21 protein-coding genes are annotated in these 25,572 nt (G+C 56.2%); 15 read left to right on the top strand and 6 right to left on the bottom strand.

The genetic code is table 11. The annotated features are described in order from the left end of the window. Positions 1-113 precede the first annotated feature (113 nt). A complete protein-coding gene (locus MHI24_RS10940) occupies positions 114-728 on the top strand; it encodes a VTT domain-containing protein (RefSeq protein ID WP_340025665.1) in 615 nt (204 codons plus the stop codon). Between the two features lie 539 nt (positions 729-1,267). Then, positions 1,268-2,137, top strand: a complete 870-nt coding sequence (gene yunB / locus MHI24_RS10935) for a sporulation protein YunB (protein WP_340026651.1) — start codon at positions 1,268-1,270, stop codon at positions 2,135-2,137. Positions 2,138-2,301: 164 nt separating this feature from the next. Here the strand turns inward: yunB and MHI24_RS10930 are convergent, their stop codons facing one another. Next, positions 2,302-3,216 (bottom strand): phosphotransferase, encoded by a 915-nt coding sequence (locus MHI24_RS10930; RefSeq protein ID WP_340025664.1) that lies wholly within the window; start codon positions 3,214-3,216, stop codon positions 2,302-2,304. A 209-nt stretch (positions 3,217-3,425) separates the two neighbouring features. Between MHI24_RS10930 and MHI24_RS10925 the strand changes: the two genes are divergently transcribed. The 10 genes from MHI24_RS10925 (at position 3,426) to MHI24_RS10880 (ending at position 15,031) form a co-directional block, all read left to right on the top strand. Beyond that, positions 3,426-5,012: a response regulator gene (locus MHI24_RS10925; RefSeq protein WP_340025663.1), complete on the top strand. Its 1,587-nt coding sequence runs from the start codon at positions 3,426-3,428 to the stop codon at positions 5,010-5,012. After that, positions 5,009-6,775 carry a sensor histidine kinase gene (locus tag MHI24_RS10920; protein WP_340025662.1) on the top strand — a complete coding sequence of 589 codons (1,767 nt, stop codon included), beginning with the start codon at positions 5,009-5,011 and terminating at the stop codon, positions 6,773-6,775. Before MHI24_RS10925 ends, MHI24_RS10920 begins: the two co-directional genes overlap by 4 nt. Positions 6,776-6,912: 137 nt before the next feature. Continuing rightward, positions 6,913-8,316 carry a sugar ABC transporter substrate-binding protein gene (locus MHI24_RS10915; RefSeq protein WP_340025661.1) on the top strand — a complete coding sequence of 468 codons (1,404 nt, stop codon included), beginning with the start codon at positions 6,913-6,915 and terminating at the stop codon, positions 8,314-8,316. A gap of 13 nt (positions 8,317-8,329) precedes the next feature. Further along, positions 8,330-9,217, top strand: coding sequence for a sugar ABC transporter permease (locus tag MHI24_RS10910; RefSeq protein WP_340025660.1), 888 nt, complete (start codon positions 8,330-8,332; stop codon positions 9,215-9,217). Next, positions 9,214-10,044: a carbohydrate ABC transporter permease gene (locus MHI24_RS10905; RefSeq protein ID WP_340025659.1), complete on the top strand. Its 831-nt coding sequence runs from the start codon at positions 9,214-9,216 to the stop codon at positions 10,042-10,044. Before MHI24_RS10910 ends, MHI24_RS10905 begins: the two co-directional genes overlap by 4 nt. 18 nt (positions 10,045-10,062) lie before the next feature. Next, complete coding sequence (locus MHI24_RS10900) at positions 10,063-11,910, top strand: beta-L-arabinofuranosidase domain-containing protein (protein WP_340025658.1); 1,848 nt, start codon at positions 10,063-10,065, stop codon at positions 11,908-11,910. Between the two features lie 634 nt (positions 11,911-12,544). After that, positions 12,545-13,435, top strand: a complete 891-nt coding sequence (locus tag MHI24_RS10895; RefSeq protein ID WP_340025657.1) for a glycoside hydrolase family 43 protein — start codon at positions 12,545-12,547, stop codon at positions 13,433-13,435. 27 nt (positions 13,436-13,462) lie between these two features. Beyond that, the gene (locus tag MHI24_RS10890; protein WP_340025656.1) at positions 13,463-13,792 is read left to right on the top strand and encodes a hypothetical protein; all 330 of its coding nucleotides are present in this window, start codon (positions 13,463-13,465) and stop codon (positions 13,790-13,792) included. A gap of 311 nt (positions 13,793-14,103) precedes the next feature. Then, positions 14,104-14,616 (top strand): hypothetical protein, encoded by a 513-nt coding sequence (locus tag MHI24_RS10885; RefSeq protein ID WP_340025655.1) that lies wholly within the window; start codon positions 14,104-14,106, stop codon positions 14,614-14,616. Positions 14,617-14,641: 25 nt separating this feature from the next. Further along, the gene (locus MHI24_RS10880; RefSeq protein WP_340025654.1) at positions 14,642-15,031 is read left to right on the top strand and encodes a hypothetical protein; all 390 of its coding nucleotides are present in this window, start codon (positions 14,642-14,644) and stop codon (positions 15,029-15,031) included. 63 nt (positions 15,032-15,094) lie between these two features. Here MHI24_RS10880 and MHI24_RS10875 read toward each other — a convergent pair whose 3' ends face one another. The 4 genes from MHI24_RS10875 to MHI24_RS10860 all read right to left on the bottom strand — a co-directional run bounded on the left by MHI24_RS10875 (position 15,095) and on the right by MHI24_RS10860 (position 22,184). After that, positions 15,095-17,050 carry a glycosyltransferase gene (locus MHI24_RS10875; protein ID WP_340025653.1) on the bottom strand — a complete coding sequence of 652 codons (1,956 nt, stop codon included), beginning with the start codon at positions 17,048-17,050 and terminating at the stop codon, positions 15,095-15,097. Positions 17,051-17,067: 17 nt separating this feature from the next. Continuing rightward, a complete protein-coding gene (locus MHI24_RS10870) occupies positions 17,068-18,603 on the bottom strand; it encodes a glycosyltransferase (RefSeq protein WP_340025652.1) in 1,536 nt (511 codons plus the stop codon). Next, on the bottom strand, positions 18,600-20,681 hold the full coding sequence (locus MHI24_RS10865) for a glycosyltransferase (RefSeq protein WP_340025651.1): 2,082 nt from the start codon (positions 20,679-20,681) through the stop codon (positions 18,600-18,602). Before MHI24_RS10865 ends, MHI24_RS10870 begins: the two co-directional genes overlap by 4 nt. 81 nt (positions 20,682-20,762) lie before the next feature. Then, positions 20,763-22,184, bottom strand: a complete 1,422-nt coding sequence (locus MHI24_RS10860) for a DUF6385 domain-containing protein (RefSeq protein WP_340025649.1) — start codon at positions 22,182-22,184, stop codon at positions 20,763-20,765. A 280-nt stretch (positions 22,185-22,464) separates the two neighbouring features. On the opposite strand from MHI24_RS10860, the gene MHI24_RS10855 reads away from it, so the two are divergent. The 3 genes from MHI24_RS10855 to MHI24_RS10845 all read left to right on the top strand — a co-directional run bounded on the left by MHI24_RS10855 (position 22,465) and on the right by MHI24_RS10845 (position 24,353). Beyond that, positions 22,465-23,001: a hypothetical protein gene (locus MHI24_RS10855; protein WP_340025648.1), complete on the top strand. Its 537-nt coding sequence runs from the start codon at positions 22,465-22,467 to the stop codon at positions 22,999-23,001. Positions 23,002-23,018: 17 nt separating this feature from the next. Further along, positions 23,019-23,597 carry a hypothetical protein gene (locus tag MHI24_RS10850; RefSeq protein WP_340025646.1) on the top strand — a complete coding sequence of 193 codons (579 nt, stop codon included), beginning with the start codon at positions 23,019-23,021 and terminating at the stop codon, positions 23,595-23,597. An 84-nt stretch (positions 23,598-23,681) separates the two neighbouring features. Continuing rightward, positions 23,682-24,353: an alpha/beta fold hydrolase gene (locus MHI24_RS10845; RefSeq protein WP_340025645.1), complete on the top strand. Its 672-nt coding sequence runs from the start codon at positions 23,682-23,684 to the stop codon at positions 24,351-24,353. Positions 24,354-24,494: 141 nt separating this feature from the next. On the opposite strand, the gene MHI24_RS10840 is transcribed toward MHI24_RS10845, so the two are convergent. Next, positions 24,495-25,520 (bottom strand): LacI family DNA-binding transcriptional regulator, encoded by a 1,026-nt coding sequence (locus MHI24_RS10840; protein WP_340025644.1) that lies wholly within the window; start codon positions 25,518-25,520, stop codon positions 24,495-24,497. Between the last annotated feature and the right edge of the window lie 52 nt (positions 25,521-25,572).

The raw sequence follows: 25,572 nt of genomic DNA, 5'->3' as shown, positions 1-25,572 counted from the left end.
CATATCGTACGCGAGTCATTACTTGAACACCCCGGAAGGGGTGTTTTTGTTCAAGAGTGAACAGATGTGTACAGAACCGGCTGCTGCAAGGAGTCAGGAAAGGAGAGAGCTCCATGACTGAGACGATCAACGCCTGGATCGACTGGCTGCTGCAGAGCCTTGGACTTAGCGGCCCTTACATTGTATTCGCCACCTTTCCGCTCACCATCCTGCAGGGCTTGTTCGGATTCTTCCCCTTAGCGGTGCTGATTGTGCTGCATGTCTCTGTATTTGAGATTATAGGCGGTATGGCGGTCAGCTGGCTGGCCTGCAATGTGGCGGCGGTGCTGGTCTATTATCTGTTCCGGCGGTATCTCTTCGACTGGTTCGACCGGAGATGGGGATACAGGCTTAAGAAGTATGACAAATGGCAGGTCTACCTGGACCGCTACGGCATCTGGACACTGGTGCTGCTGCGTACGGTCCCGATTGTGCCCAGCAATATCATTAACCTGATGTCGGCGGTGTCGTCCATGAAGCCTGCGGCCTACATCTGGGGAACGGTGCTCGGCAATCTGTCCTTCATCTGGCTGTTCGGTACAATCGGCTCCTCGCTGATCGTTCCGCGTGAGGACTGGAACGGTTTCCTGCTGTGGTACGGTGTATTTATGCTGATTCTGCTCGCGGTCTTTGTCCGCCTGCATTGGGGGCATATCCAGGAGGATAAACGCAAACGGATGGGACATTAGAAGAACATTGCTGCGGTGTGCTGCCGCAGGGATGTTCTTTTTTTTGTTGTTTTAAGGCGTGCTGCTGCTGAATAGCTTAGTAGTACAGGGCGGCTTGACCGCCGGAATGTCGGGAGGGACGGCAGGGCATGGGCAGAATCAGAAAATGGGGAAACCGGAAGGCAGGCTTGCCGCTGCTTAGCCGTCTCCGGCTGCCGAGACTGGGCTTCAGCGGTCTTGGAGGGACGGGCGGGCGGCGCTTCAAGGCCAGACCGTCCCGGGCCGGACTCCGGCCGCCGGGCGGGAGCACCAGATTCGAGGCGAAGCCGTCCCGGACGGGAACGGGGCCGGGGGCGTCCAGCCGGGGCTGGGGGCGGAGCGCCCGGTTCGTGGCTAAGCCCTCCAGGTCCGGCGTCAGGCTAAGCGGAAGCGGAGCGGGATACGAGGCTGCCAGGCCGTCTAGCACGGCGAAGGGCGCTCCGGGACACCGGGTCTGGCGCAAGGCCGGGCGGGCCGGCGGCGGCCGGTTCCGCCTGTTCGGCAGCCGGTCTGGGAAGCGGGTGGAGACAGCGGGCGGAGCAGGCCAGAGGCCGCGCAGACGGGCCAGGTTCTGGATCATTCTGAGCCTGCTGCTGCTGCTGGCTGTGCTTCAGGGGCTGCGTTATGTCGAGAAGCATCTGAAGCCGCCGATTACCCACCTGGCTCAGATCCGCGTGAAGCAGATTGCAACCGAATCCATTAATAAAGCGATTACGTCCCAGGTGGCAGATGGCGGGAACGCAGAGGCACTGATCGACTGGAAGACGGATAAGAACGGCAAAATCTCCGGCTTCATGCTCAACTACAAGGAGCATATGCGGATTACCTCGCAGGCTGCCGAGGTCATCCAGTCCACCCTGCAGGAGCTGCATAACCGGACAGAGCATATTCCGCTCGGCCAGGCGCTCGGCAGCCCGTTGATTGCCTCCTACGGACCGGATATTCCGGTCAAGGTCGAGCCGCAGGGGGCGGTCAAGGTGGAGCTGAACACCAGGCAGAAGAATGCCGGAATTAATATGATCCTCGTTGAGGTCTATATTCATATCGTGACTGAGGTCGCCGTTGTCGTCCCGTTCGATATGGAGCCGCAGGTGGTGGACACCGAGATCCCCGTCTCCTACCTCATGGTTGTCGGCGATGTCCCGATGTACTATTACGACAACCAGGGCAAGCCGGTCGGCGAGAACGGCAGCAGCGCCCCGGGCATCGCCATCCCGGCCCCTTCGCTTAGCACCGGGAAGGGCAGCTCCGGCACGGAGGGTACGCCTTCCGGCGGCAATGGCTCCGGCTCCACCCCCGCCGGATCAGACGGGAATGCGGGTGGCGGGGAGAGCCCCGCGCCTGCCGCAGGCATCAATAATACGCCGGATGCGGAAAGCGGAGCGGATTAGGGGAGAAGGCCGGAGATAAGGGGTTAGAACGCAGGCAAGCAGAAGCAGGCAGGTGGAAATAAGAAATAGGAAACAGGAAAAAGAGCGAAGGACTCCCACAGTCATTGGACAGCTGCAGGGGAGTCCTTTTTTAAATATGGCTATATTAAAACGAATTAATGAGCCTAATCTGACAGTGCCCGCATGATGTTGGATTTCGCCTCGGCCACAACCGCATCATTCCCGTCATCGGCCGCTTGCATTAAGATCAGCATGGGGATGTATACCGCCATCAGCCGCGCCAGCAGCTTCGTTTCCGCGTCCGCTCCTCCGTACGTTTCGAAAAACACGCCGCGGGCGTAAGGTGGTAAAAAGCTATAAGCAACGCTTAAATCGCAAGCCGGATGGCCTACGCTCAGATCGCCCCAATCAATGATGCCGGAAACGATCCCGTTCCCGTTCACAAGCATATTTTTGAAATGAAGATCGCCATGCAGCAGTGTGTTCACCGCCTCGACACGGTCCTTGTGCAGCCCGTTAATATACGCTTCGATCATACCGGACTCCTCCGGCGACAAGTGTTCAGCCACCTTCGATAGGAAGCCCTCCAATTTCACTTTGCGCGAGGCTATGTCCGTCAGGTTGCGATGATCTTGCTGAACTCCGCATTTCAGCGCCTCCTGCACCGGGAACTCATGCAATCTCCGTAAAAATACCGCCAGCGTCTCTGCCGATAAAGCCCGGCGCTCTTCCGTCAAACCGATGGGGAAATCGCCTGGCACGTGGGTATAGCCAAGAAATGGTGCCGGGTATTCGTCACTTGCTTCGCCATAAAACAACGGCTTCGGATAGGGGATGGTCAAATATGCCTCCAGCTGCGGCAGCAGCTTCCCTTCCATACGAATCGCGCCAACTGCAAACGTCCTTCTTGGAAACCGGAACACATACTCGTCACCGATGAGAAAAACAGTATTGTCCCAGCCCCAGCCCAGTCGCTTCACTTGCTTCGATGACAGCTGAGGGAATTGTCTGCCGATCAGCGTCCGCGCCTGCTCTTCGTTAACCTCCCACTCCGCATCCCATACATTCGTTCCACCCATGAATTGTCTGCCTCCTTGTTCCTTGTGGATCAAATATCAGAAACAAAGTTTACCATAGCCGCCGGCCTTAGAGGAAATTTTGGTGCAGCTATAGGGAAAATCCACCTTTCCAATATGAATCCACTAGGAATGAACCGGGATGGCTTCTATAATAAGGGCAACGCTGCGGCTGACAGCGGCTGTAAGCCAATCTTGGGGGGCTGAGCATAATGAGAATATTGATCGTGGATGATGAGCCCAGACATCTTAGAGGGATGGTCAATCTGATCGGACGCTTGCGGCCGGGGGATGAGGTGGAAGCGGTAAAGGATGGCCTGTCTGCGATGGCCTGGGCGAAAGCTCACCAGCCGGACGCTATACTGACGGACATCCGCATGCCCGGCATGGACGGACTTGAATTTCTGGAGCGGCTGAAGACCGAGCGCCTCCGCACCAGGGTTGTAATGGTATCCGCTTACAATCTGTTCGAGTATGCGCAGAAGGCGGTACGGCACGGCGCGTATGATTACCTGCTGAAGCCGGTGGATATCGAAAAAATCGCTGATGTGTTAAGCCGGATCGACCTGCTGTTGAACGCAGAGCAGGAGCAGCGCAGGGAGGAGGAGGAATTGCAGCAGCGGCTTGCGCTGGCTTCCTCCGCATACTTGAGCCGGCTGATAATGTCCTGGCTGAACGGAAGCGCCGCCCCGCAGGAGCTGGAGGAGCTGAGGACGTATGAGTGGCTGAAGGGGGGCGGGGCTATCGTGTACTCGGAGCTGAAAGACTGCGGTGACAGCCCGGACAGCGCCGCCTTCACCTGCGCTCTGGAGCGGGCCTGGAATCAGTGGGGCAGGTCCGTAACGGTTCCCCTGAACAGGATACCGGAGGATGGCCTGCTGTCCGCCGTTACCCTGGCGGTCCAGCACCGGCTGACCCGGGAGAAGCGCGAGGAGGCGAGGGGGATCGCCCGGGCGCTCGCGGCGGAGTGGCCGGGTGCAGGGCAGCTTGTCCACAGCATCGGGCCGCCATGCCGCTCCCTGCTGGCGGAAGCACCGGATGCATATCTTGCCGCCCGTATGGTGAACAGCTACAACTTTTACGATTTCCGGCAGGGGCTGCTGTTCGCGGATGAGTGGATGACAGCCCCGGAAGTCATTGCTGCGGATTGGGGTAAGCTCTATGCCGCGCTGCACACAGATGATGCCGCGCTGGTTCAGGAGGCTTGCACGGAGCAGGTCGAACGGCTGGCAGACGGCGGGCGGACCAGCCCGGTACTGCTGAAGGAGCAGGCCTCGCTGATGCTGCTTCAGGTCCGCAGTGAGCATCAGGAGCTGCTGGGCAAAAAGACGGCGCAGCTCCTGACCGATACGGCCACGCTGCTGATCCGTTCATGCAGCACCTACAGCGGACTGGTCGCTCATTTGGGCGAAGCAGTCCGCGAAGCTCATCTGGCCTTAACCGTAGCCCGGCAGGATCAGGGGGAGAGCATGATCGCTGAATGCCTAAGCTGGATACAGCAGCATATGAAGGAGGAGCTTACGCTGGAGCGGGCAGCTGAGCATTTCCACTTCAATCCCTCCTATTTCAGTACGCTGATCAAAGGCAGGACCGGCAAAACCTTCTCTGAGCATGTGACGGCAGCCCGGATGAAGCGGGCCAAGACACTGCTTGCGGAGCCACAGCACCGGATATACGAGATTGCGCAGGAATGCGGCTTTCAGGATACCAAATATTTCTGCCGCGTGTTTAAGAAGTCTTACGGCCTGTCGCCAAAGGCCTACCAGCAGGTACTCTCCCAAAGGAAGCGGGAAGCATGAGGATTACCTTTCGTTACCGGCTGCTGGCCAGCTACATCCTGCTGATTGCGATTCCTCTGCTTGTATTGGGAGCGTTGTTCTACCGGACCAGCCTGAAGATCATTACGGAGCAGGCCCAAAAAAATGTGTATGAGATTGTCAAAAAGAGCAATGAGGTCATGGATACGAAGCTGCGGATCATCGACCAGAACAGTATGTCCTTATTTCTCGATAAGGATCTGTTCCGTATCTTCAGCCAGCTTGATCCCGCCAACCCGGCGGAGCTGTTCTCAGCGGACCGGCAGGTGACGGCTGTGCTGGGCAAGACCTTTTCACAGAATCAGGATATCTATGCCTATCAGTTGTGGACCTCCTACTTCACCTTCGGACAGACCTTGCCCCAAGGGGAGCCCACGCAATCAGAGATTGACCGGATGGCCCGGCAGGCAGGAGGCAAGCTGGTGTGGATTCCCACGTATGACTTCGTAACCATGTTCAACCAGCCTTACCTGCAGGAAGGGAATCTGGAATTCCGGAATCTGTTCTCGGCTGCACGCCTGCTTGACTTCACCTATCTGGGCAATACCAAGCTCGCCAAAATGGATGCCGGCGTGGAACGCCCTGTGCTTGTCATCAGCTTCAAATCCGAGGTGCTGAATTCTTTGTATTCGGGCAGCATTCCGGGAGGCTCGCAGTATCTGCTGCTTGATCCGCAGGGCAGGGTGGTCGCCGGCAGTGAGCCGGGGATTGCTGCGCAGACGAACAAGGAAGCCTGGCTGGACGAGCTGCAGCAGGAGAACAGCGGGGCGCGGCGGATAAAGCTGAACGGCGAAGTGTTCATCGTCTGCTTCGACCGTTCCGAGGTTACCGGGTGGCTGTCGGTGGTGTGGATGCCGGAGGCGGGGCTGGTGAGCAGCTTCGTGCCGGTGATTCGTACGTCCCTTACGGTTCTGGCGGTAGTCCTGGGAATCGTGGCCTTGAGCTTCGCCTACTTCATGGCCGGTAAAATCACCAAGCCGATCAAGCGGCTGTTAAGTGCGATGAGGTCGGTTGCAGAGGGAGATTTCCAGACCCGCGTGGAGGTGGTGGGCCATGACGAATTCGGCATCCTGACCCAGCGCTTTAACCGGATGAATGACCGGATTCACCTGCTCGTCACGGAGAATTATGAGATCAGGCTGAAGGAGAAGGAAGCCGAGATTCAGGCGCTGAACATGCAGATGCATCCGCATTTCCTCTACAATACGCTGAATGTGATGAACTGGACGGCGATTGAGAATGATCAGCAGGAGCTTAGCCGGATGCTGGTCTGCCTGTCAAGCATGCTGCACTATACCTCCAGGAAGACCTGGGACGCTGTACCGTTGTCCGAAGAGATGGACTGGATGCAGAATTACTTCTATATTATGTCGATTCGTTTCGAGGACAAATTCACTGTCGAGTACGATATGGACCCCTCTCTTATGGAGACGGAGGTGCCGAGGCTGCTGTTCCAGCCGTTCGTAGAGAATGCGATTCTGCACGGCTTCGACCAGACCGGATCGGGCGGCATCATCCGTATCCGCGGCTGGCTGGAGGGTGCAGTCCGGTATTTCGAGGTGGAGGACAACGGGCGCGGCATGAGCCGGGAGACAGTAGACAGGATTCTGCACCATAAGTCTGCTTCGGTGGGCATTAAGAATACCATTGACCGCATTCAGATGACCTATGGGAGTGCGTATGGAATCACGATCCACTCTTCGCCGGGACAGGGAACCAGGGTGCGTATCACATTGCCGCGGTAAGCCCAATCCCAGTCCACCAATCCAAAGAGATTAGGGTTATGTAAGCGCTATCTAATATTTTATACTAAAAGCATCATAGACTGCAGCTATGACCGGTTGAACTTAAGTGAACTTAAGTATGGAGAGGGGCTCAAAATATGTTGCAACCCAAGAAATCGGTCTTCCTGGCCATGGCTCTGGTGCTGATGCTTGCCGCTGTGTTGTCTGCCTGCTCGAAGGCTGAACCGGCAGATCCCGGGGCTTCCGCGTCTTCGGGGAATGCCGGGCCGAAGGAAAAGATTACGCTGCGGATGACGGTCTGGGGCTCACCGGAGGAAGTAGCTCCTTACAAAAAAGCCATCCAGAATTTCGAGGCCAAGCATCCGAGTGTCAAGGTTGAGCTTCAGCACATTGCTGCTGATTATGATACCAAGCTGACCACGATGGTTGCCGGCAATGATGTGCCTGACATCGCGATGATGGAGTCGGGTACGATTGCTTTTCCGATGGCGGAGCAGGGCAAGTTCTATAATCTCCAGGAATTTCTCGATACGGATACCGAGATCAGTCCCGATACGCTGGTTCCTAATATTACCTATTCCCTGGAGCCGGGCAATGTGATCGGAATCGGCCCCGGACCGGAATCCTTCGGCTTGTTCTACAATGAGGATATCTTCAAGGACGCCGGCATAGCACCTCCCCCGTCGAATGTGGCGGATGCCTGGACCTGGGATGAATTCGTTGAGGTGGCCAAAAAGCTGACCGTGGATACCAATGGCAAAACAGCGGCTGACCCGGACTTCGATCCCAAAAAAATCAAGCAATATGGAGCAAACATCTCCACCTGGTGGGGGGTATACAGCAACTTCATTTATTCCAACGGCGGGGATTTCATCTCTGCAGACGGCAAAACCTTCGGGCTGAACCAGCCGGAGGCGGTGGAGGCGCTGCAGAAAATATCCGACCTGATCAATGTCCACCATGTCTCTCCTTCACCGGTGCAGTCCAAGAATATTCCGGCGACCAATGTGGCGCTCCAGACCAAAAAGGTAGCGATGACGGTAGACGGGCAATGGGCCAGTGCAGCCCTCGCCCAATCCAAGTTCAACTTCAATGTCGGGGTCATGCCTGTGATGAAGGAGCCGGTGACCACCGTCGTCTGCGGCATGTTCTCCATCTTCAAATCCTCCAAGCATCCCCAGGAGGCCTGGGAGCTGCTGAAGGCGCTGCTTGATCCTGAAGCCTCCATTGACATGCTGACCGCCGGAACCTGGATGCCGGCCCCCAAGGACTGGTATACCGATCCTGCACTTCTGGCCAAATGGACGGAGAATCTGGACGCCAGACCGTCCGGCTATAAGGAAGCCATTGTCGATGTGATTCTGACCAAAGGGCATCAGACCCCGACCGGCTATGTGAAGAATTTCAATAATATTATGGACCTGGTCAATCCGGCGCTGGATAAGGTGTGGCTCGGGCAGCAGACGGCCCAGGAAGCGATGGACTCGATTGCGCAGAAGGCCCAGGCCCAGATTAAGGGGCGGCGCGATATCAAGGAATAGACTGGAGGCCGATATGCGAAAGGGAATGTTCTACGGGCTGCTGTTTACGGCCCCTGCCATCCTCGGGTTTGCCATCTTCACGCTGGGGCCAATGATCGCAAGCCTGGTGCTTAGCCTGACCAACTATAATGTATTTAAGGAGCAGACCGCTTTTACCGGTCTGGAGCATTACGTCCGGCTGTTCTCAGGCGAGGATGAGCTGTTCTATAAATCGCTGGGAATCACCTTTTATTTCGTCTTATTGCGCGTACCTTCGGTCATTCTAATCTCCTTCGGCATCGCGCTGCTGCTCAATCTCAACGTCAAGGGAAGAGCCATCTTCCGCACGATCATCTACCTTCCGAGTATCGTTCCGGCGGTAGCCTCGGCCATGATCTGGATGTGGCTGCTTAACCCTGACCTCGGACTCATTAATTCGCTGCTGAGCCGTCTGCATCTGCCGACCAGCAATTGGCTGTACGGGGAGAGCAGTGTTATTCCGTCGGTGGTGCTTACTACGTTATGGGGCATCGGGAGCACCGTGATTATTTTCCTTGCCGGCTTATCCGGCATTCCCCGGCAGTATTACGAGGCGATTGAGGTGGACGGGGGCGGCTGGCTGCACAAGCTGAGCCATGTGACCATTCCGATGGTCACGCCCACGATCTTTTTCAATACAATCATGACGATTATCGGCTCCTTCCAGGTGTTCAATGAAGCGTATATTCTGACGCAGGGCGGGCCGAATAATCAGAGCTTGTTCTATGTCTTCTATCTGTGGAGAACGGGCTTCCGGGATGCCGAGATGGGCTATGCGTCCGCGCTGGCCTGGGTGCTGTTCCTCATCATTCTGTTCTTCACCTTTATCGTCTTCAGGAGCTCGAAGTCCTGGGTGTATTATGAAGGGGGGGACCGCGCTTGAGGCCATCCAAGGTGTCACTTGCCGCAGGCTACGGGGCGCTGATCCTGATCTCGGGAATGTTCATCATTCCGTTTGTCTGGCTGATCCGCAGCTCGCTGATGAACCTGGCGCAGATCTTCACCATGCCGCCGGAATGGATTCCCGCGCCGTTTCAATGGAGCAATTTTCATAAAGCGCTTACGTTGCTGCCGTTCGATATCTTCTTCCGGAACACGCTGATTATCGTGGTTACTGTACTGGTTGGGACCGTAATCACGAGCAGCATCGCAGCCTTCGGATTCTCGCGGATTCAGTGGAAGGGCCGGGATGCGGTATTCGCCCTGCTGATGACCAGCATGATGCTGCCGGCAGCGGTGACGATGATCCCAAGCTTTCTGGGCTGGCAGCTCATGGGATTCTACGATACGCTGTATCCGCTGATTGTACCGGCCTACTTCGGCGGCGGGATCTTCAATATCTTCCTGCTCCGGCAGTTTTACTTGACCATCCCGCGCGATTTCGATGAAGCGGCTTTCGTGGACGGGGCGAGTTATTGGCAGATTTATACCCGGATTATTTTTCCGTTAAGCCGTTCGGCGATTATCGTGGTTGCCCTGTTCAGCTTCCTGGCGTCGTGGAATGACTTCATGGGTCCGCTGATCTATCTGAAAAGCGACAAATGGTTCACCCTCGCGCTGGGCCTGCAGATGTTCCAGGGAACCTACAATGCGCAGTGGGATCTGCTGATGGCTGCCTCAGCAACGGTCGTTCTGCCCTGCGTCATTGTGTTTCTGCTGGGCCAGCGTTATTTCCTGGAGGGCATCACCTTAACGGGATTAAAAGGATAAAGGAGGCGGAGAGCAGAAATGGCAGAGCAACAAGCGAAGCTTCATGCCTGGCAAGGCGTGTCCTTCACCCGTGTAACGATAAGTGACGAGTTCTGGAAGCCGCGCCTGAAGGTGCTCCGGCAGACCACCCTGCCGGATTGCTTGACCAAATGTGAGGAGACCGGCCGCATCAATAACTTTGCCAAGGCCGCAGGACTGCTGGAAGGGCATTATGAGGGCAAATATTATAACGACTCCGATGTCTACAAGGTGCTTGAAGGGATTGCCTATGCGCTGATGTCGGAGCGGGATGCGGCGCTGGAGGCTGAGGCTGACCGGATTATCGGGCTGATCTCGGCGGCACAGGAAGAAGACGGCTATCTGTGTGCTTACTTTACCCTGGAGCATCCCGAGGGAAAGTGGACGGACATGGAGAAGCATGAGATGTATAACGGCGGCCACCTGATCGAGGCGGCGGTTGCCTATTATGAGGCTACCGGCAAGCGTGAGCTGCTGGAGGTGGCCTGCCGTCTGGCCGATCATTATGACAGCGTGTTCGGCCCCGGCAAGCGCCACTGGGTGGAGGGGCATGAGGAGATCGAGCTGGCGCTGGTGAAGCTGTTCCGTGTGACGCAGAACAGCCGCTACCTGAATCTGGCGCTGTGGCTGCTGGAGGAGCGCGGCCATGGCTACGGCGCGGGTGCAATCTGGGATAACCCGGATTGGGGCCCGGCTTATTGCCAGGATGATGTTCCTGTCCGCGAGATCAGGCAGGTCACCGGGCATGCCGTCCGCGCGATGTATCTGTACACGGCTATGGCAGATGTGGTCCATACTACTGGCGATTCCGCTTATGCGGCTGCGCTGCACCGGGTCTGGAACCATACGGTGGAACGCAATATGTACTTGACGGGCGGCATTGGCCCGTCCAGGCATAATGAAGGCTTCACCTCCGATTACGACCTGCCCAATGAGACGGCCTATTGCGAGACCTGCGCTGCTATAGCCATGGTCTTCTGGAATCACCGGATGAATCTGGCCTTCGGGGACAGCCGGTACGCCGATGTGGTGGAGCGTGAGCTGTATAACGGTGCTTTGTCCGGCATCTCGCTGTCCGGAGACAGGTATTTCTACGAGAATCCGCTGGCATCACCGGGCGGGCATCACCGGGTGCCCTGGTTCGAGACCTCCTGCTGCCCGACCAATCTGGCCCGTTATCTCCCCGCTATCGGCCAATATGTGTATGCCGTTACCGCAGAGGGCCTGGCGGTGAATCAATATATGAGCAGCGAAGCCGAGCTTGTGCTGGACAGTGGACTGGGCGTCAGCCTGAAGCAGAGCACCCGGTATCCCTGGAACGGCCGGATCGAGCTGGAGGTGAGTCCCGCTGCAGCTGCCGCGTTCAGTCTCCGGCTGCGGGTGCCGGAGTGGTGCAGCGGCTACCGGGTGGTGGTGAAGGCAGAAGGCAAGGGTACCGCCAGGGCGGAAGAGTGCATGGACCAAGGATATCTTGTACTGAGCCGCACATGGTCGCCGGGAGATACGGTCGTGCTTGAGCTGGAGATGCCCGTGAACCGGGTGCGGGCCAAGCCGGAGGTGGAGGCGGACCGGGGACGGGTCGCCGTTCAGCGGGGACCGGTGGTCTATTGCCTGGAGCAGACCGATCATCCCGGGTGCTCCTATGATGCCTTCTCCCTTCCGCCCGGGGCGAAGTTCCGGGTGGAGCACCAGCCGGAGCTGCTGGGCGGGGTGACGGTGCTGGAGGGTGCGGATGAAGCCGGCAGGCCGCTGAGGTTCATCCCCTATTATGCCTGGGACAACCGGGAGCCCGGCTTCATGCAGGTCTGGGTGCGGGAGCAGGAGGATGGCGGGCTGTACAGGTTGTAAAGCTGCTGGTGTATCATCAGCTTAAACGTGTGAAAATTTCGTTTAGCTCATCGCTCGCTGAGGGTTGATGTGCTTGATTAGGGTGCGCGTGCCCGATTAGGGTGCGGGGGATAGGCTTAATTGGGCATAATTGGGCTTAATTGTAATCTGTACAACTAAATCGCTGGATGTGCCGCCGGATCTCTGTTTAGATGTACTTGGTGCAATTAAAATGCCGCTATATCTGGATTTCCTCCCATCCGGGCAAATGTAGTTGTACAGAATACAGTTAGAAGCGGAAAGCCATCTGTTTCACTGTTTTTAGCTGCACAGAATACATTTATCTCTGAGTTGTTTGCTACGAACGCAGCTACTCAGTACCTCGTTCCGCAGCAGTCATTCTGGTACTGTAGGCGCTGGAACGATAGCAACTGCATTTTGTACAATGGAATGCTGCAAAAAAGGCTTCAAAAAAGAATCTATTGTATTCGGTACATTTGAATGTTGAAAAGAGGCCCTTTTTCACACAAATCCCAACATTCCACTGTATGAACTACAATAGAATCTCATTTTACGGTCAGTTATGCGATTTCTATTGCACGAAATACAATCAGCTACTAGTATGTACGAGTGTTGAGCAAGGGAGGAGATTCGTTTGCGCGGAATTACGAACCCGGTGATCCCGGGCTGGTATGCTGACCCGGAGGCCAGAACTTATGGGGGCAGGCATTATATCTATGCTACCAGATCATTCACAGAATATACCCGGCAGATGAATCTGGATGCCTTCAGTTCCACGGACCTGATTCATTGGCAGACCCATGAGAGTATTATCGCCATGGAGGATTTCCCCTGGATCTGGAGAGCCGTCTGGGCCCCGACCCAGCTTGAGCATAACGGCCGCCATTATCTGGTCTTTGCCTCGAATGATATTCAGCAGGACGGCGAAGCCGGGGGACTGGAGATTGCCGTGGCCGATACCCCGGAAGGCCCTTACCGGGGGTATCTCCACCGGCCGTTAATTGACCGGTTCATCCATGGCGCCCAGCCGATTGACGCTCATCTGTTCAAGGATGAAGACGGCGCGGTCTATCTGTATTACGGCGGGTGGGGACACTGCAATGTGGGCCGGATGAATGAGGACATGACAGGGTTCGTTCCGTTCGCAGACGGGCAGCTCCTCCGTTCGGTAACCCCGCCCGGGTACGTGGAGGGGCCGTGTATGATCAAAAAGGACGGCCTGTATTACCTGATGTGGTCGATGGGCGGATGGACGAACGGGACCTACCGGGTCGCATACGGTGTAAGCACCAGTCCGCTGGGACCTTTTGCGAACCACGGGACGATTCTGGAAAGGCAGGAGCCGGTGGCAGAAGGCCCGGGCCATCACGGATATCTGCATCTGCCGGAGCGTGATGAATGGCTGATCGTCTACCACCGCCGGATCATCGGAGACCCCGAGCCTGGCAACCGCATGTTATGCATCGACCGGCTGGAATTTGCAGATGGCGCGATCCGGCCGGTACGGATGACGGATGGATGGTAGGGAGCGGCAAGGGGGAGGCCTTGGCTTATGCCGGGGCCTTTTTGGCGTGGTGAAGGAGGGAGACTGGGGATGATAGAATGCTTGAAGATAAATTCCAAGATGAAAAAGTTTCTCGATGAAATAGCGCATAAACAAAAACAAACAGAAATCAAAATTGACTTCAACATGGCTAATAACGTTATTTTCGCTGAATTTTTCGAATGGGAAGGGTGTGTTTTGCTAAGGGAAGATAGGAATGATGTCTTGCCAAGTCAGTTCTCATCAAACCAATTTATCCCTGATAGAACTGCATTTGAAGCAAATTACAACCATGTTCATTTGAATGACTTCTTCCCTGAGAATGTAATCCATTTCTAGTATTTATCCTGGCAACAAAGATAATAGAAGGTTGGGCGGCTATCCTTTACAAGCAGTTCAGTCCCAATAAGAGGTTTATTCTCGTCCTATCCTTTGACGGAGAAGAAATTGTCCTACGCTTCTATACAGTGAGGGCAAATGAATCGCCTTGGCTTGAACCTTCCTCAATAGAATCGTATCTAGATGGATTAATGATAATCGAAGTTTAAAATAAAGCTTTTGACCTTGGGGTTACAAGCCCATCTTCAATATATTGACCCTAAGACTGGAAAGCCTGCATCACAACATTATTATTAATTAGGGGGAAGAGAGTGGAAATTATTATTAAGTCGTCTTACGGTATGATAAAACATAATGAAACAGATGAGGACCTTGCTGTGATTCTTAGTTTGTTTTTAGCTGAGAATTCGACCTTACTTTTTTCCTTTTATGAACGCAACATGCCTCTTTGTGATGCCGATGTGCAGAAGTTCATTTTGGATAGGTGCCGGTTCATTAATTCTGAATGGGTTTTGCCTTGGACAGAAACAATACCTCACTGGGATGAGTCACCTACGCCGCCAAGAATAATATGGTTTTCAGTTACGGAAAAAATAGATATAATGCAAGCGATTAAAATTGATAATCTTTTTAGATGTGTAGTAATAAAGCAGGGAGAAGAGTTTGAGCAGCATTTAAATGTGCTTTTTCATCAGGAATATTATTCTTCAATTGATGAGAAGGAGTATGACTATTATTTAGGGTTTACCAATAAAACTGATCTCCTAAGTCGTGTTCTTCCTGGCATTAAAGAAAGATATAATATCGATATCAAAATAATGTAATGAATGACCTTGGAGGCTGATCTGGGTGCAAAGCATTCATGATAATGAAATTGTTTCTTATACAGTTGATTTGCAAAAGTCAAAAATTACATTCCAAACATTGGGCGGCAAAGACAATTCAGTTCCCATAATAATTGAGTTCATTGATATCCTGGCGCATTTTTTTGAAACACAGTTGCAGGGGAGTATTCTTCTTGATATTAGCCAATGCGAAATTAGTTCATTTGTCAAAGACAATAAGAAATTGTTAGATAACCAAAAGGACTCCGCTTGGCCGATGTATTATGAAAGAACAGAGGATTTGCTTGAACGTTTACTACATAACAATTACAACTATTATGTGATCTACGCTTCATATGGTCTTAATGGGTGGGTAATTGCTAAAGAATATAGTGTTTACCGGCAGAGCATTTAGCCAAAAAAAGGTGTCCTGCCATAGATGAAATTAAGTCAATCTGGATAGTCATGATCCCTGTCATCATCTGCTCTGAAGCGCCGACTTCACAAGCAGCAGCCAAGGAATGCTGCCGACAGCCGGCGAGCCGCCCTGCGGGTGCGTCTCTGCTGCCAGCAGCAGCCTGTGGTAGCTGAGGCCAACCGTTGCAGCGGCGCTGCCGGATTGGCACAGCGCCTGTTCCTCGGCGTGCGTCAGCAGCGGGACCTGCCCGCAGGAGCATGCGATGGCTGCATAGAGCAGCCATTCGGCAGCATCAGCGGGCGGGCGGTGATCGGCCTGCCCGGTGTACATGGCGCACCACTGCACCTTAAACGGTGCCGGTGCATCCAGCAGCCCTTGCAGCAGCGGCAAGGGCAGTCTGCTCCAGCGGAAGCGGGCAGCGTCTGAGTGGCTGCCCAACTGGAGCAGTGCCTCCCAGGCGCCTGCCTGGACCAGCAGCTGGGTCGCGCGGGATTGCTCTGCCCAGCTGGGCGGAGCATCTGCGCTCTGCTGCGCGGGCCGGCTTCGCACGGCCGCGGGGCCGGGCGGCAGCGCAGCCAGCCGCCCCTGGCCTTGTCCTGCCTCGGCGATCCCGCCGCTGCGGCAGGACAAGGCCCACAGATAGCCGGATACCCACGGGTCATCCGGCGCTTCCTGCTGCATCCGCGCAAGCGCGGCGGATGCGGCTTCGGGCTGTTCCGCGTCCCGGAACAGCGCCCGCAGCAGCACCTGAAGCAGCTGCCGGATCTCCTCCGGCAGCTGCGGTGCTGCGAGAAGCGCCGCCAGCCAGCGGGCGGCGCGGGCATTGAGTGCGGCCGGCACCAGCCGGGTCAGCACTCGCCGGGGCAGGGCCGGGAGGAGCTGACGGGTAATATGCGTCAGCTCCTCCTCTTGGCCGGACAGCAGGCACAGCGTGGCCAGCTGCTCCCAGGCGGCAGGCTCGCCGGGGGCGTAGCCGGCGGCCTGCCTGTAATGCTCGAGCGCTTCGCCATAGCGGAAGAGCTGCTCGCAGACCCGCCCGGCAGCCAGGCGGGTGCGGCTGGTGCCGCTGCCGGAGGAAGAGGGATACTTATGCGAGGTATTCCCGCTGTCCAGTGCCCGCTGAAGCAGCAGGTAAGCCTGCCATGCCTGCCCCTGCTCCAGCAGGAGTCCTGCATAGCTCTCCAGCAGATCGGTGAAATCAGGATAGAGCCGGCTCCCGGCTTCATAGACAGACTCCGCTTCCGCAGGCTGCCCGCCCTCCTGGAGGGCAAAGGCTGTCTTGAGATACAGGTCAGCAGTATACCCTGAGTCAGCCGGTACTTCATTCAGCAGCGGAAGCAACAGCTCTGCGGCTGCGTTATAGTCTCCCTGCTGATAATACTCCGTACCCAGTGCGTACCGCAGAGGAATGCTGTCCGGCTCAAGCTGGAGTGCAGCGTGGATCAGCTCCAGATTGCGGCTGGCCTTATCCTTGCGCCGAAGCTCCCCGTCCAGATAACCGTAGTGATGGACCGGCAGGCCGGCATAGGCAATCTTTCCCCCTGGCAGGCTCCAGATACTGGAGGCCACCTCTTCATGAATGCTCCCGCGGAACCGGATGCGTTCATCATTGCGGAACAGCCGGCATACATTGTCCGTTACGTACTCCCGTCCCGCAGCTTCCCCCACATAATGAATAAAAGGCAGAAAATACCCCTCCGCAGACCCCGGCTCCAGCAGGTTCTGTACCCTTTCCGGATTCCATCCGGCCAGGGCTTCATCTGCGTCCAGCACCAGAATCCAGGCACAGGTGGCCAGCTCCAGCGTACGGTTGCGTGCCCGGGAGAAGTCATGCTCCCAAGGTACAGAGAGGATGCGGGCACCGAACCTGCGGGCGGTATCCATACTGTTATCTGTCGAGCCGGTGTCGGCAATGATAATCTCGCTCACGATGCCCTGGACGGACCGCAGACAATGCTCCAGATGCTGCGATTCATTCTTAACGATCATGCAGAGGGAAACCCCGGGAATATTCATCGACTGGATGCTCCTTTCTAATCGGCGGGTCTGGGAAGCGGGAGAGCAAGACGAATGGCCGCAGCCGCCGGTGAAAAAACAGACGAAGCTCCTAATGCAGCCAGAGCTTTGTCGGCCAGGCATATCCAGGGCTGGACTGTGGCCGCTACAGCTTCGGCGGCGGCTGGCCGGGCGTCTGCCCCGGCAATCACAGGATGCTCCAGCAGCGCGCTGATGCCGCTGAACTCCAGTTCAACGGCTGAAGCCGCATCCGCGCGCCGCAATGGCTTAAGCCAAGCAGCAACAGATAGCGCCTCCGCCCCGCCTTCCATCACATCAGCAGCGGCGGCATAACAGCCGTCCATCACCAGCAGGCGAACCAGCTTCGGGCGCTGCTCCGCCAGGCTGGCGGGCAGATGCTCGGCCAGCCAGCCCCGGAGGTCATGGCTGCGGCCTGAGCATTTGAACAGCCGCACGAGCCGGGCGATTACCGGCCATGGCTCCGGGTGGAGCTGGGCTGCCCTGGTGAAGCAGGCGATAGCCTCTGTCTCCTGGCCGATCTGCTGGCATACCTGGCCCAGAAGTACATGAGTGTGGTAGGTGCCGATCCCGGCTTCGGTATGATAGACCGGCGGGGAAGCACCGATGGCCAGCGCCTGGGACAATGCAGCTTTGGCCTCAGTGAAGGCGGATACCTGGAGCAGCAGCGCGCCTTTGAGGTGATGCAGGTCCGGATAATCCGGGAAAAGCGAGATCCCCCGGTCACAAGCCTCCAGTGCACCCGGGATATTGCCAGTGACAGCCAGGCAGCGAAGTTCATATTTATATAGCAGGTGGATGTAACTCGTATTCGGGACCACACAGTCCAGCGAAGTCCGGATATGCTCCAGAGCCTGCCCGTAATCGCCAAGCCGCATGTACTCCACCGCGAGATTGAACTGGTTAAAAGCATCCTCCGGGCTCCGCTCCAGCTGTGCCTTGAGCAGCTCCAGATTGCGGGTGATTTTATCCTTCTTCTGCACGACCCCTTCGGCATAGCCGTAATGATGAACAATCACGGGGCTCATATGCATCGCCGCAGCCGGGGTAGCCTGCACAATGCCGGCGGCAATCTGTTCGTGAACGATTCCGTTGAAGCGGTAGTCCTTGTTGTTCTTGAACATGCGCAGGATCGGATTGACGGTAAGCGTCGGCGAATCGCGGTCCGTTCCCTGATGATTATGAATCCGCACAAAAAAAGCCTCATACTCCAAATGCTTCGCGCACACCAGCAGCTCCTTGATGCTTTCGGGGTCCAGCTCTTCATCTGCATCCAGCACGAGAATCCAGGTACCCCGGGCCACATCCAGGCCGGCATTGCGTGCGGCCGCGAAATCTCCGGTCCAGGGGAACCGGATGATCCGGGCGCCGAAGCTGCGGGCAATGGAGGGGGTGGAGTCGGTGGAGCCGGTATCGACCACGATAATCTCATCTGCAGCTCCTTGGACACTGCGCAGGCAGCGGGCCAGGGTCTCGGCTTCATTCCGGACGATCATGCACAGGGTGATCAGCGGGTTATTGTGGGTTTGGGTCATAAGCTTAGCTCAGCCCCTCTCTGCCGCTGCTTACAGGTCCACTTCGTATGCCAGGGGGTACGGTTCAATATGCCGATGGAACGGGTTATCGCGGCCAGATCTTCTTGAAGCGCTCCTGAAGTCTGCTCTTCCCCGGAGCTGCCGGTCACTTCCTTCAGCCCCTGCTCGGCAAGATGCAGATAACAGAGTGCCAGACCGGCGTGAAGCTCCCCGCTGGCGGGATCATCCTCCAGCGCGAGCCGGTACCACCCGGCGGCTTCGGTATAATGCCCCTGATCCGCCAGCAGCTCCGCGAGATACCGCAGCGTCGCCCCGGATGCTTCCTTGCGGTCTACAAGGCTGATGAACAGCTCTCCCGCCTCGGCGCGCCAGCCTTCCTCATAGAGCGCCTCTGCCAGAATGCTGGTGTGAGAGGGGAAGCATTCCGCCAGCGTATTGCCAAGCGTCTTGTACTGAAGCTTCACAGACAGCCGGATCACTTCGCCAAGGAGCGCAGAGTCAACAGAGGGAGCAGCTTGTGCTTGCAGACCGGCAGGCCCGGCCCCTTGCCCGGATGATGCCAAACGGGCATCCAGTCCAAAAAGTCCGGATTTCAGCTCCGCAGGCGCCTGCTGCCATAATTCCTCCTGCAGCTTCTCGCCCAGCTCCCAGGTGGAGACGGCTTCAAGGAGCCAGAGCTGCCGCAATGTCACAGCATCCAATCCCCTTGCGGAGAGCTGCAGGGTGCCGGCACGCAGCCTGGCTGCCGCCTGCATATACGCATGATATTTGCCGGCAATGATCCAGGAGGACAGGATGCACAGCAGCGTATCCTCCTCCAGCGGAAACCGTCCGGGCGGCAGCTTGGCAATGGCCTGGTAAGCGCCCAGCTTATATAACGTGCCAATAATTGCGCTACGCGACACCTTTTGCTCTGTACCGGCCAGCTGGATCAGCAACCCTGCAATGTCCCCATCCGGCACCTCCAGCTCCTGAAAGGCCGCAGCGATCCCCTCCAGTGCGGGAAGATACAGATTGTAATGCTGGAGGGCGCGGTGGAACAGGCGCGCAGCCTCCTGCTGATTGCCGAGCTGCTGCGCGATTACACCCATGCGGTACAGCGGGCGGAAGCTGTTCATGCCTTGTTCGGTCACATACGCTCTGCGCGGAGCAGGGGCGGAGACGGTATCCAGCGCATGCTGGTAGGACTGGAACGCCCGTTCAAGGTGGCCCTGGCTTTCCCAGGACTGGCCTTGCATATAGTGCAGGTCGGGGTAGTCCCGATAACGGGCCAATTCGCGTGACAGAAGGCTGTCTAACGCTTGTAGCCGGCTGGTCGCCTGATAGATTGTACACAGGTCACGAATGACAGAGGGGCGGTAAGAGACCTGAAGCGGAGCGGTATCAAGGGTCCTCCGCAGCAGCTCTTCGGCTTCCTGCAGCCGCCCGTCCTGACAGCAGGTGACCGCCAGATTATAGCTGTAAAAGGGATCGTCCGGCTCTTCCGCAAGCGCAAGGCGCAGGAGGTGTTCGTTGCGGCTGATTTTGTTTTTGGCGCTCATGATTCCGGGCAGGTAGCCGTAATGAAGAATTTCTATATCGCTGGGTTCAATAGCGGCGGCTCCATGTCTGCTGATGATAGAATCATCCACACGCTCATGAATTCTCCCGGAGAACCGGTAACCCTGCCCGTTGCGGAACAGGCGCACATTGCTGTGGTACAGCCGGTCCTCCGGCCGGCTTCCCAGCAGATTCTCGATGCGCACCGTATAAGCTTCCGCAGTGCTGCCCCGGAGTTTATCCTTGATAGACTCTACGGAATGCTGAAGCGTCTCATCTGCATCCAGCACGAGAATCCAGTCACTGGCGGCGTGGGTGAGTCCGGTATTGCGTGCGGCTGAGAAATCTTCGGCCCACGGCTCTTCAACGACCGTTGCGCCATATTTCTCGGCAACGGCTATGGATTGATCCGTAGAACCGGTATCGACCACGATGATTTCATCCGCACCGCCCAGTGTGGAGAGGCAGCGGGGGAGGAGTTCGGCTTCATTTTTGACGATGAGCTGTACTCCGAGTGTAGGTCTGACAGTTGTATTCACATTCGTTCCTCCTTGGCATAGGAAAGAGTACATGGCTTCCCATGCACTCTTCGCTTCTGCATCGTATGACTGGGCTGCTGCTTACGTTCCTTGGGCGTCAAAAATAACATTAATCGTAGAAGCCGCACCCGGTGTGGCCGATTGATAGGAGAGCCGGGTGTACTTCAGGAACCGTGCAGGTACTATGACATCTACGGAACCCGCAGGCAGCGGATTGTCTCCGGTCGTATCCACGAAATAGTTGGTTCCGTCCGCGCTGATCTCGACCCGGGTATTCACCGGATTGGCCCCCGAGTTGACAATGAAATAAGAATAGGTACCAAGCACGCTGGTATTGTTGGCCGGAAGAGGCGTGTACGTGTCCGAGGTTGTGATTCCGGCCGTAGGCAGCTCGATGAAGCTGCGCTGGGAAATGGACGTGACACTGCTCAGCGTACCAGCGGTGATAGTAGCGCCGAGCACACTGGTGATAGTACCGTCTAACAGGTTAGTAACTGTACCGGCAGAAGTGAGCGTACCAGCGGTGATAGTAGCGCCGAGCACACTGGTGATAGTACCGTCTAACAGGTTAGTAACTGTACCGGCAGAAGTCAGTGTACCAGCGGTGATAGTAGCGCCGAGCACACTGGTGATAGTACCGTCTAACAGGTTAGTAACTGTACCGGCAGAAGTCAGTGTACCAGCGGTGATAGTAGCGCCGAGCACACTGGTGATAGTACCGTCTAACAGGTTAGTAACTGTACCGGCAGAAGTCAGTGTACCAGCGGTGATAGTAGCACCGAGCACACTGGTGATAGTACCGTCTAACAGGTTAGTAACTGTACCGGCAGAAGTCAGTGTACCAGCGGTGATAGTAGCGCCGAGCACACTGGTGATAGTACCGTCTAACAGGTTAGTAACTGTACCGGCAGAAGTGAGCGTACCAGCGGTGATAGTAGCGCCAAGGACGCTGGTGATAGTACCGTTTAACAGGTTAGTAACTGTACCGGCAGAAGTGAGCGTACCAGCGGTGATAGTAGCGCCGAGCACACTGGTGATAGTACCGTCTAACAGGTTAGTAACTGTACCGGCAGAAGTGAGCGTACCAGCGGTGATCGTAGCGCCGAGCACACTGGTGATAGTACCGTCTAACAGGTTAGTAACTGTACCGGCAGAAGTGAGTGTACCAGCGGTGATAGTGGCACCAAGCACACTGGTGATAGTACCGTCTAACAGGTTGGTGACCGTACCGGCAGAAGTCAGTGTACCGGCTGTGATCGTAGCGCCAAGGACGCTGGTGATAGTACCGTTTAACAGGTTAGTAACTGTACCGGCGGAGGTCAGTGTACCGGCTGTGATCGTGGCGCCTAGGATGCTGGAGATGGTCCCGTTCAGGATAACAGTAGTCAGATTACCGCTGGCGTCAGTTGTCAGCGGACGGTCGATCAGGGTCGAGGGGTCCCGCCCGAAAATGAGAGTGCGCAGATTATCCGGGTTGGCCTGGAATGAACTGAAATTCGGCACAATTCTTCATCCTTTCCTGGTAGATTCGCTTAACGGCAGATTACTCATGACTAAGACCCAAACCGTCGTCTGGGTCCTTAAGCCTTTATAAGCTGCCGGTGATCAGTGGGAAGAGCCTGCAATAAGGCAGGAACCATTCGCGAGTGGTGTGATAATACTATATGGAGCTCATAAGAGAATGACTGGGTTAGCCCTGCAAAAATACGCAAATCGCCGAACAACCTGCCGGACCGCTATGCATACTATGAGAATATGCTAGACCGACAGGAGGAGTAGGCCTATGCCGAATGAGGCAGTATTTAACCAGAACAATCAGCCGCTGTATACCGAGCAGGTCAATACCTATGCAGCTCCCGGAATCGGTTCCCTGCCTGAAGCGGGGGCTGCCATGTCCGGCTTGCTGTTCGGGATTCCGTTTGCCTCCACGGTGACGACTTCAGCGCCGCTGGTCATACAGGTGTCCAATCCGGGCGGCAGCGGGCGGACGTTATATATTTCCCGTGTCATTGGAAGCTCGGGTACCGCTTCGGTAACTCTAACTCTGCTGCGTAATGCGACGGTGGGCGGCTCAGTGGTTACTCCCCTCAATTATAATTTTGGCAGTGCAGTCACCAGTGTGGCGGTTGCCCGGACAGCGGCTGCTGCGCCGACCGGTTCTCCGGCAACATTAATGTCGATGCTGCTGCCTATTGGTCCTGTCATAATCGATCTGGACGGAAGAATTATCCTGCCGCCGGGTAACTCACTTACCATAACTATAACGATTGCATCAGGGAGCTCTGCGGCAACGGGGAATATCAGCTGGTGGGAATTCTAGAACGGGAGGGGTGAACCATGCCTAATCACTATGTAATTAATGATAATGACCAGCCGGTTTATGTGGAGATGACCAATACGTTCCAGGTGCCGGATATCAGTGCTCCGCCTGAGATCAGCGCCTCGCAATCCGCTGTGCTTTTCTCGGCCAATGCCTCCAATTCAGCGACCATAATTCTGTCGCTTCTCTCGGCAACGGTCTCTGTGCTCATCAGCAACCCTGCGGGCAGCGGGAGAACCTTGTATCTCTCCCGGGTCAGCGGCAGTATTGGAGGAACCTCGTTGCTGACTTCCATCTCGGGGAGCTTCACCCTTGTCCGGGGAGGAACGCTTAGCTCGCCATCCACCCTGACTCCGGTGAATAATAATCTTGCCAGCGCAGCAGCCAGCGCTATGACCGTTCAGTCCTCTACAGGGGCCATTTCAGGCGGCAGTGTGCTGGCGTCCTATCAGATCGCACCGGGGGTATTCAGTCCGGCGTTTACCGGCAGCATCATTGTCCCGCCGGGCAATGCCCTCAGCACCAGTGTAACCTCCTCAAGTGCGGCAGTCGGAACGATTATTTCTGCATTAAGCCTGACCTGGTGGGAGAGATAGCAGTGGGCAGAATTTGACTTTGGCAGCTGTATGGGTTATTTTTCTATAAATGGATGAATTCAAAGAGGTGGAACGAGGATAACCATGGAACACTGCCTATTGATACACGGCTTCACCGGAGGCGAATATGAGGTCTCTCCGCTGGCTCAGTTTCTGGAGGGGAACGGATACCCGTCCAGGACCTTCACCCTCAGCGGGCACGGAGGCAGCCGGAAGGAGCTGCTCCATTCCAGCCGCAGGGACTGGCGGCAGAGCGCCGAGGATGAGCTGAACCAGCTGCTGGCCGGGGGAGCGGATGTTCACCTGATCGGCTTCTCTACAGGAGCGCTGATTGCTTCCCGGCTGTCGGTAGAGTACGGCCCGCGGATCAAATCCCTTACGCTGCTGTCCACCCCGGTGTTCCCGCTGAACCCGGGTGAGATTCTGCGGACGCTGGTCCGCCCGGAGATGATCCGGAATTATCTGCGCAAATGGGGCTCGACCCCGATGAAGGCCACCCGGGAGTTCCAGCGTCTGGTCCGGGAGAGCTTCGGGATCTATCCCCAGGTGGATCTGCCAACCCTGATTGTCCAGGGCAGGCGGGATCATCTGGTGAAGTTCAAGAGTGCCGGTTACCTGCAGCAGACCATCCCCGCCGGACATAAGCAGGTGCTGATTATGGAGAACAGCGGACATATGGTCTGCCACAGCGCGGAGAGCCCGGCTATGATGAACGAGGTACTCCGGTTTATCCGCTGCCCTCAGGCCTCCGGGTAAGCGAACACCCCTTTCCGGCTTTGGAAAGGGGTGTTTGTGCTGCGGCTGATTCGCTCTGATGCGTTGACACAGGACGGGCAGCATGGTATTTTCAAATCAGAGAAACCGGTTTCCTAACAAGTGAGCATCTAAGGCTGCACGTTAGTCTGCAGAGCTGCTCCGCCGGGAGGATAAGCGGGGAATCAGCTCCGGCTCCAGCAGCTGACCGCTTGCGGCAGAAGATGTGTTATCCAGCTTATCCATCAGCAGCCGCCCTGCGCGGGCGCCGAGCTGGAAGGTATCCATATTCAGTGAAGTCAGCGGCGGTGAGGTATAAGGCGATAACGGGTATTCATCGAATGTGGCGATTCCCAGCTGCGTCGGAACCGGTATCTGCAGTTCCCGGGCAGCCTGCAGTACGCCGTAAGCGGAGAAGTTGCTCATGCAGACGATGGAGCCGGGGGCATCGCTGCCCTGCAGCAGCAGCTTGGCCGCCGCATATCCGTCCTCTTCCACAGCCCGGCCGTTAATAATCCAGTCGCTGCGTACCGCGATGCCTGCCTGTTCCAGCGCCCGCTTATACCCGGCGGCGCGGCGCAGGAACAGCGGTTCATCCTTTTGGCCGCCGATGAAGGCTGCGGAAGAAAAACCCTGCTCCAGGAGATGTCTGGTCAGCATGTATCCTCCAAGCTCGTTGTCACAATCGACCCAGATTCCCGGAGCAGCGATCTCCCCGATGGAGATGTAAGGGAATTCAAGCCTGTTCAGCTCTGCACACAGCTCAGGTGTCAATACAGAGGTGTTGGCGATAATGCCGTCCACGCGCTTGTTCAATACCAGCCGCTGCAGAAAATTGCTTTCCGCGTGGTCATGCTGAATATTGGCGATGGTCAGCTCATATTTCAAAGGCCCGATGACACTCTCCACCCCGCCGATAATGTTATAGAAGAACTGGTTCAGGAATTCGCTCTCCTTGGACATATCAATCAGGATAGCGATGGTATTGCTGCTCTGCCGGGCCAGTCCGGTAGCGATACTGCTTGGGGTATAGTTCATCTGCTTGATGATCTCTCTGACCCGGGATTTCGTTTCCTCCGATATTTTGGGAGAGTCGTTCATTACCTTGGATACGGTCGATTTGGCAACACCCGCTGCCTTAGCAATATCTTTAATGGTTACTTTCATCATGATCCCTCCCGGTCCTGACGGTATTCCTTCGCCTGAACGGCGAACCTTGCCC

This window comes from Paenibacillus sp. FSL K6-1096, from assembly GCF_037977055.1.
Classification (GTDB): domain Bacteria; phylum Bacillota; class Bacilli; order Paenibacillales; family Paenibacillaceae; genus Paenibacillus_AQ.
The sequence above is the reverse complement of the archived record's forward strand: the minus strand, read 5'-3'. Positions and strand labels throughout refer to the sequence as shown.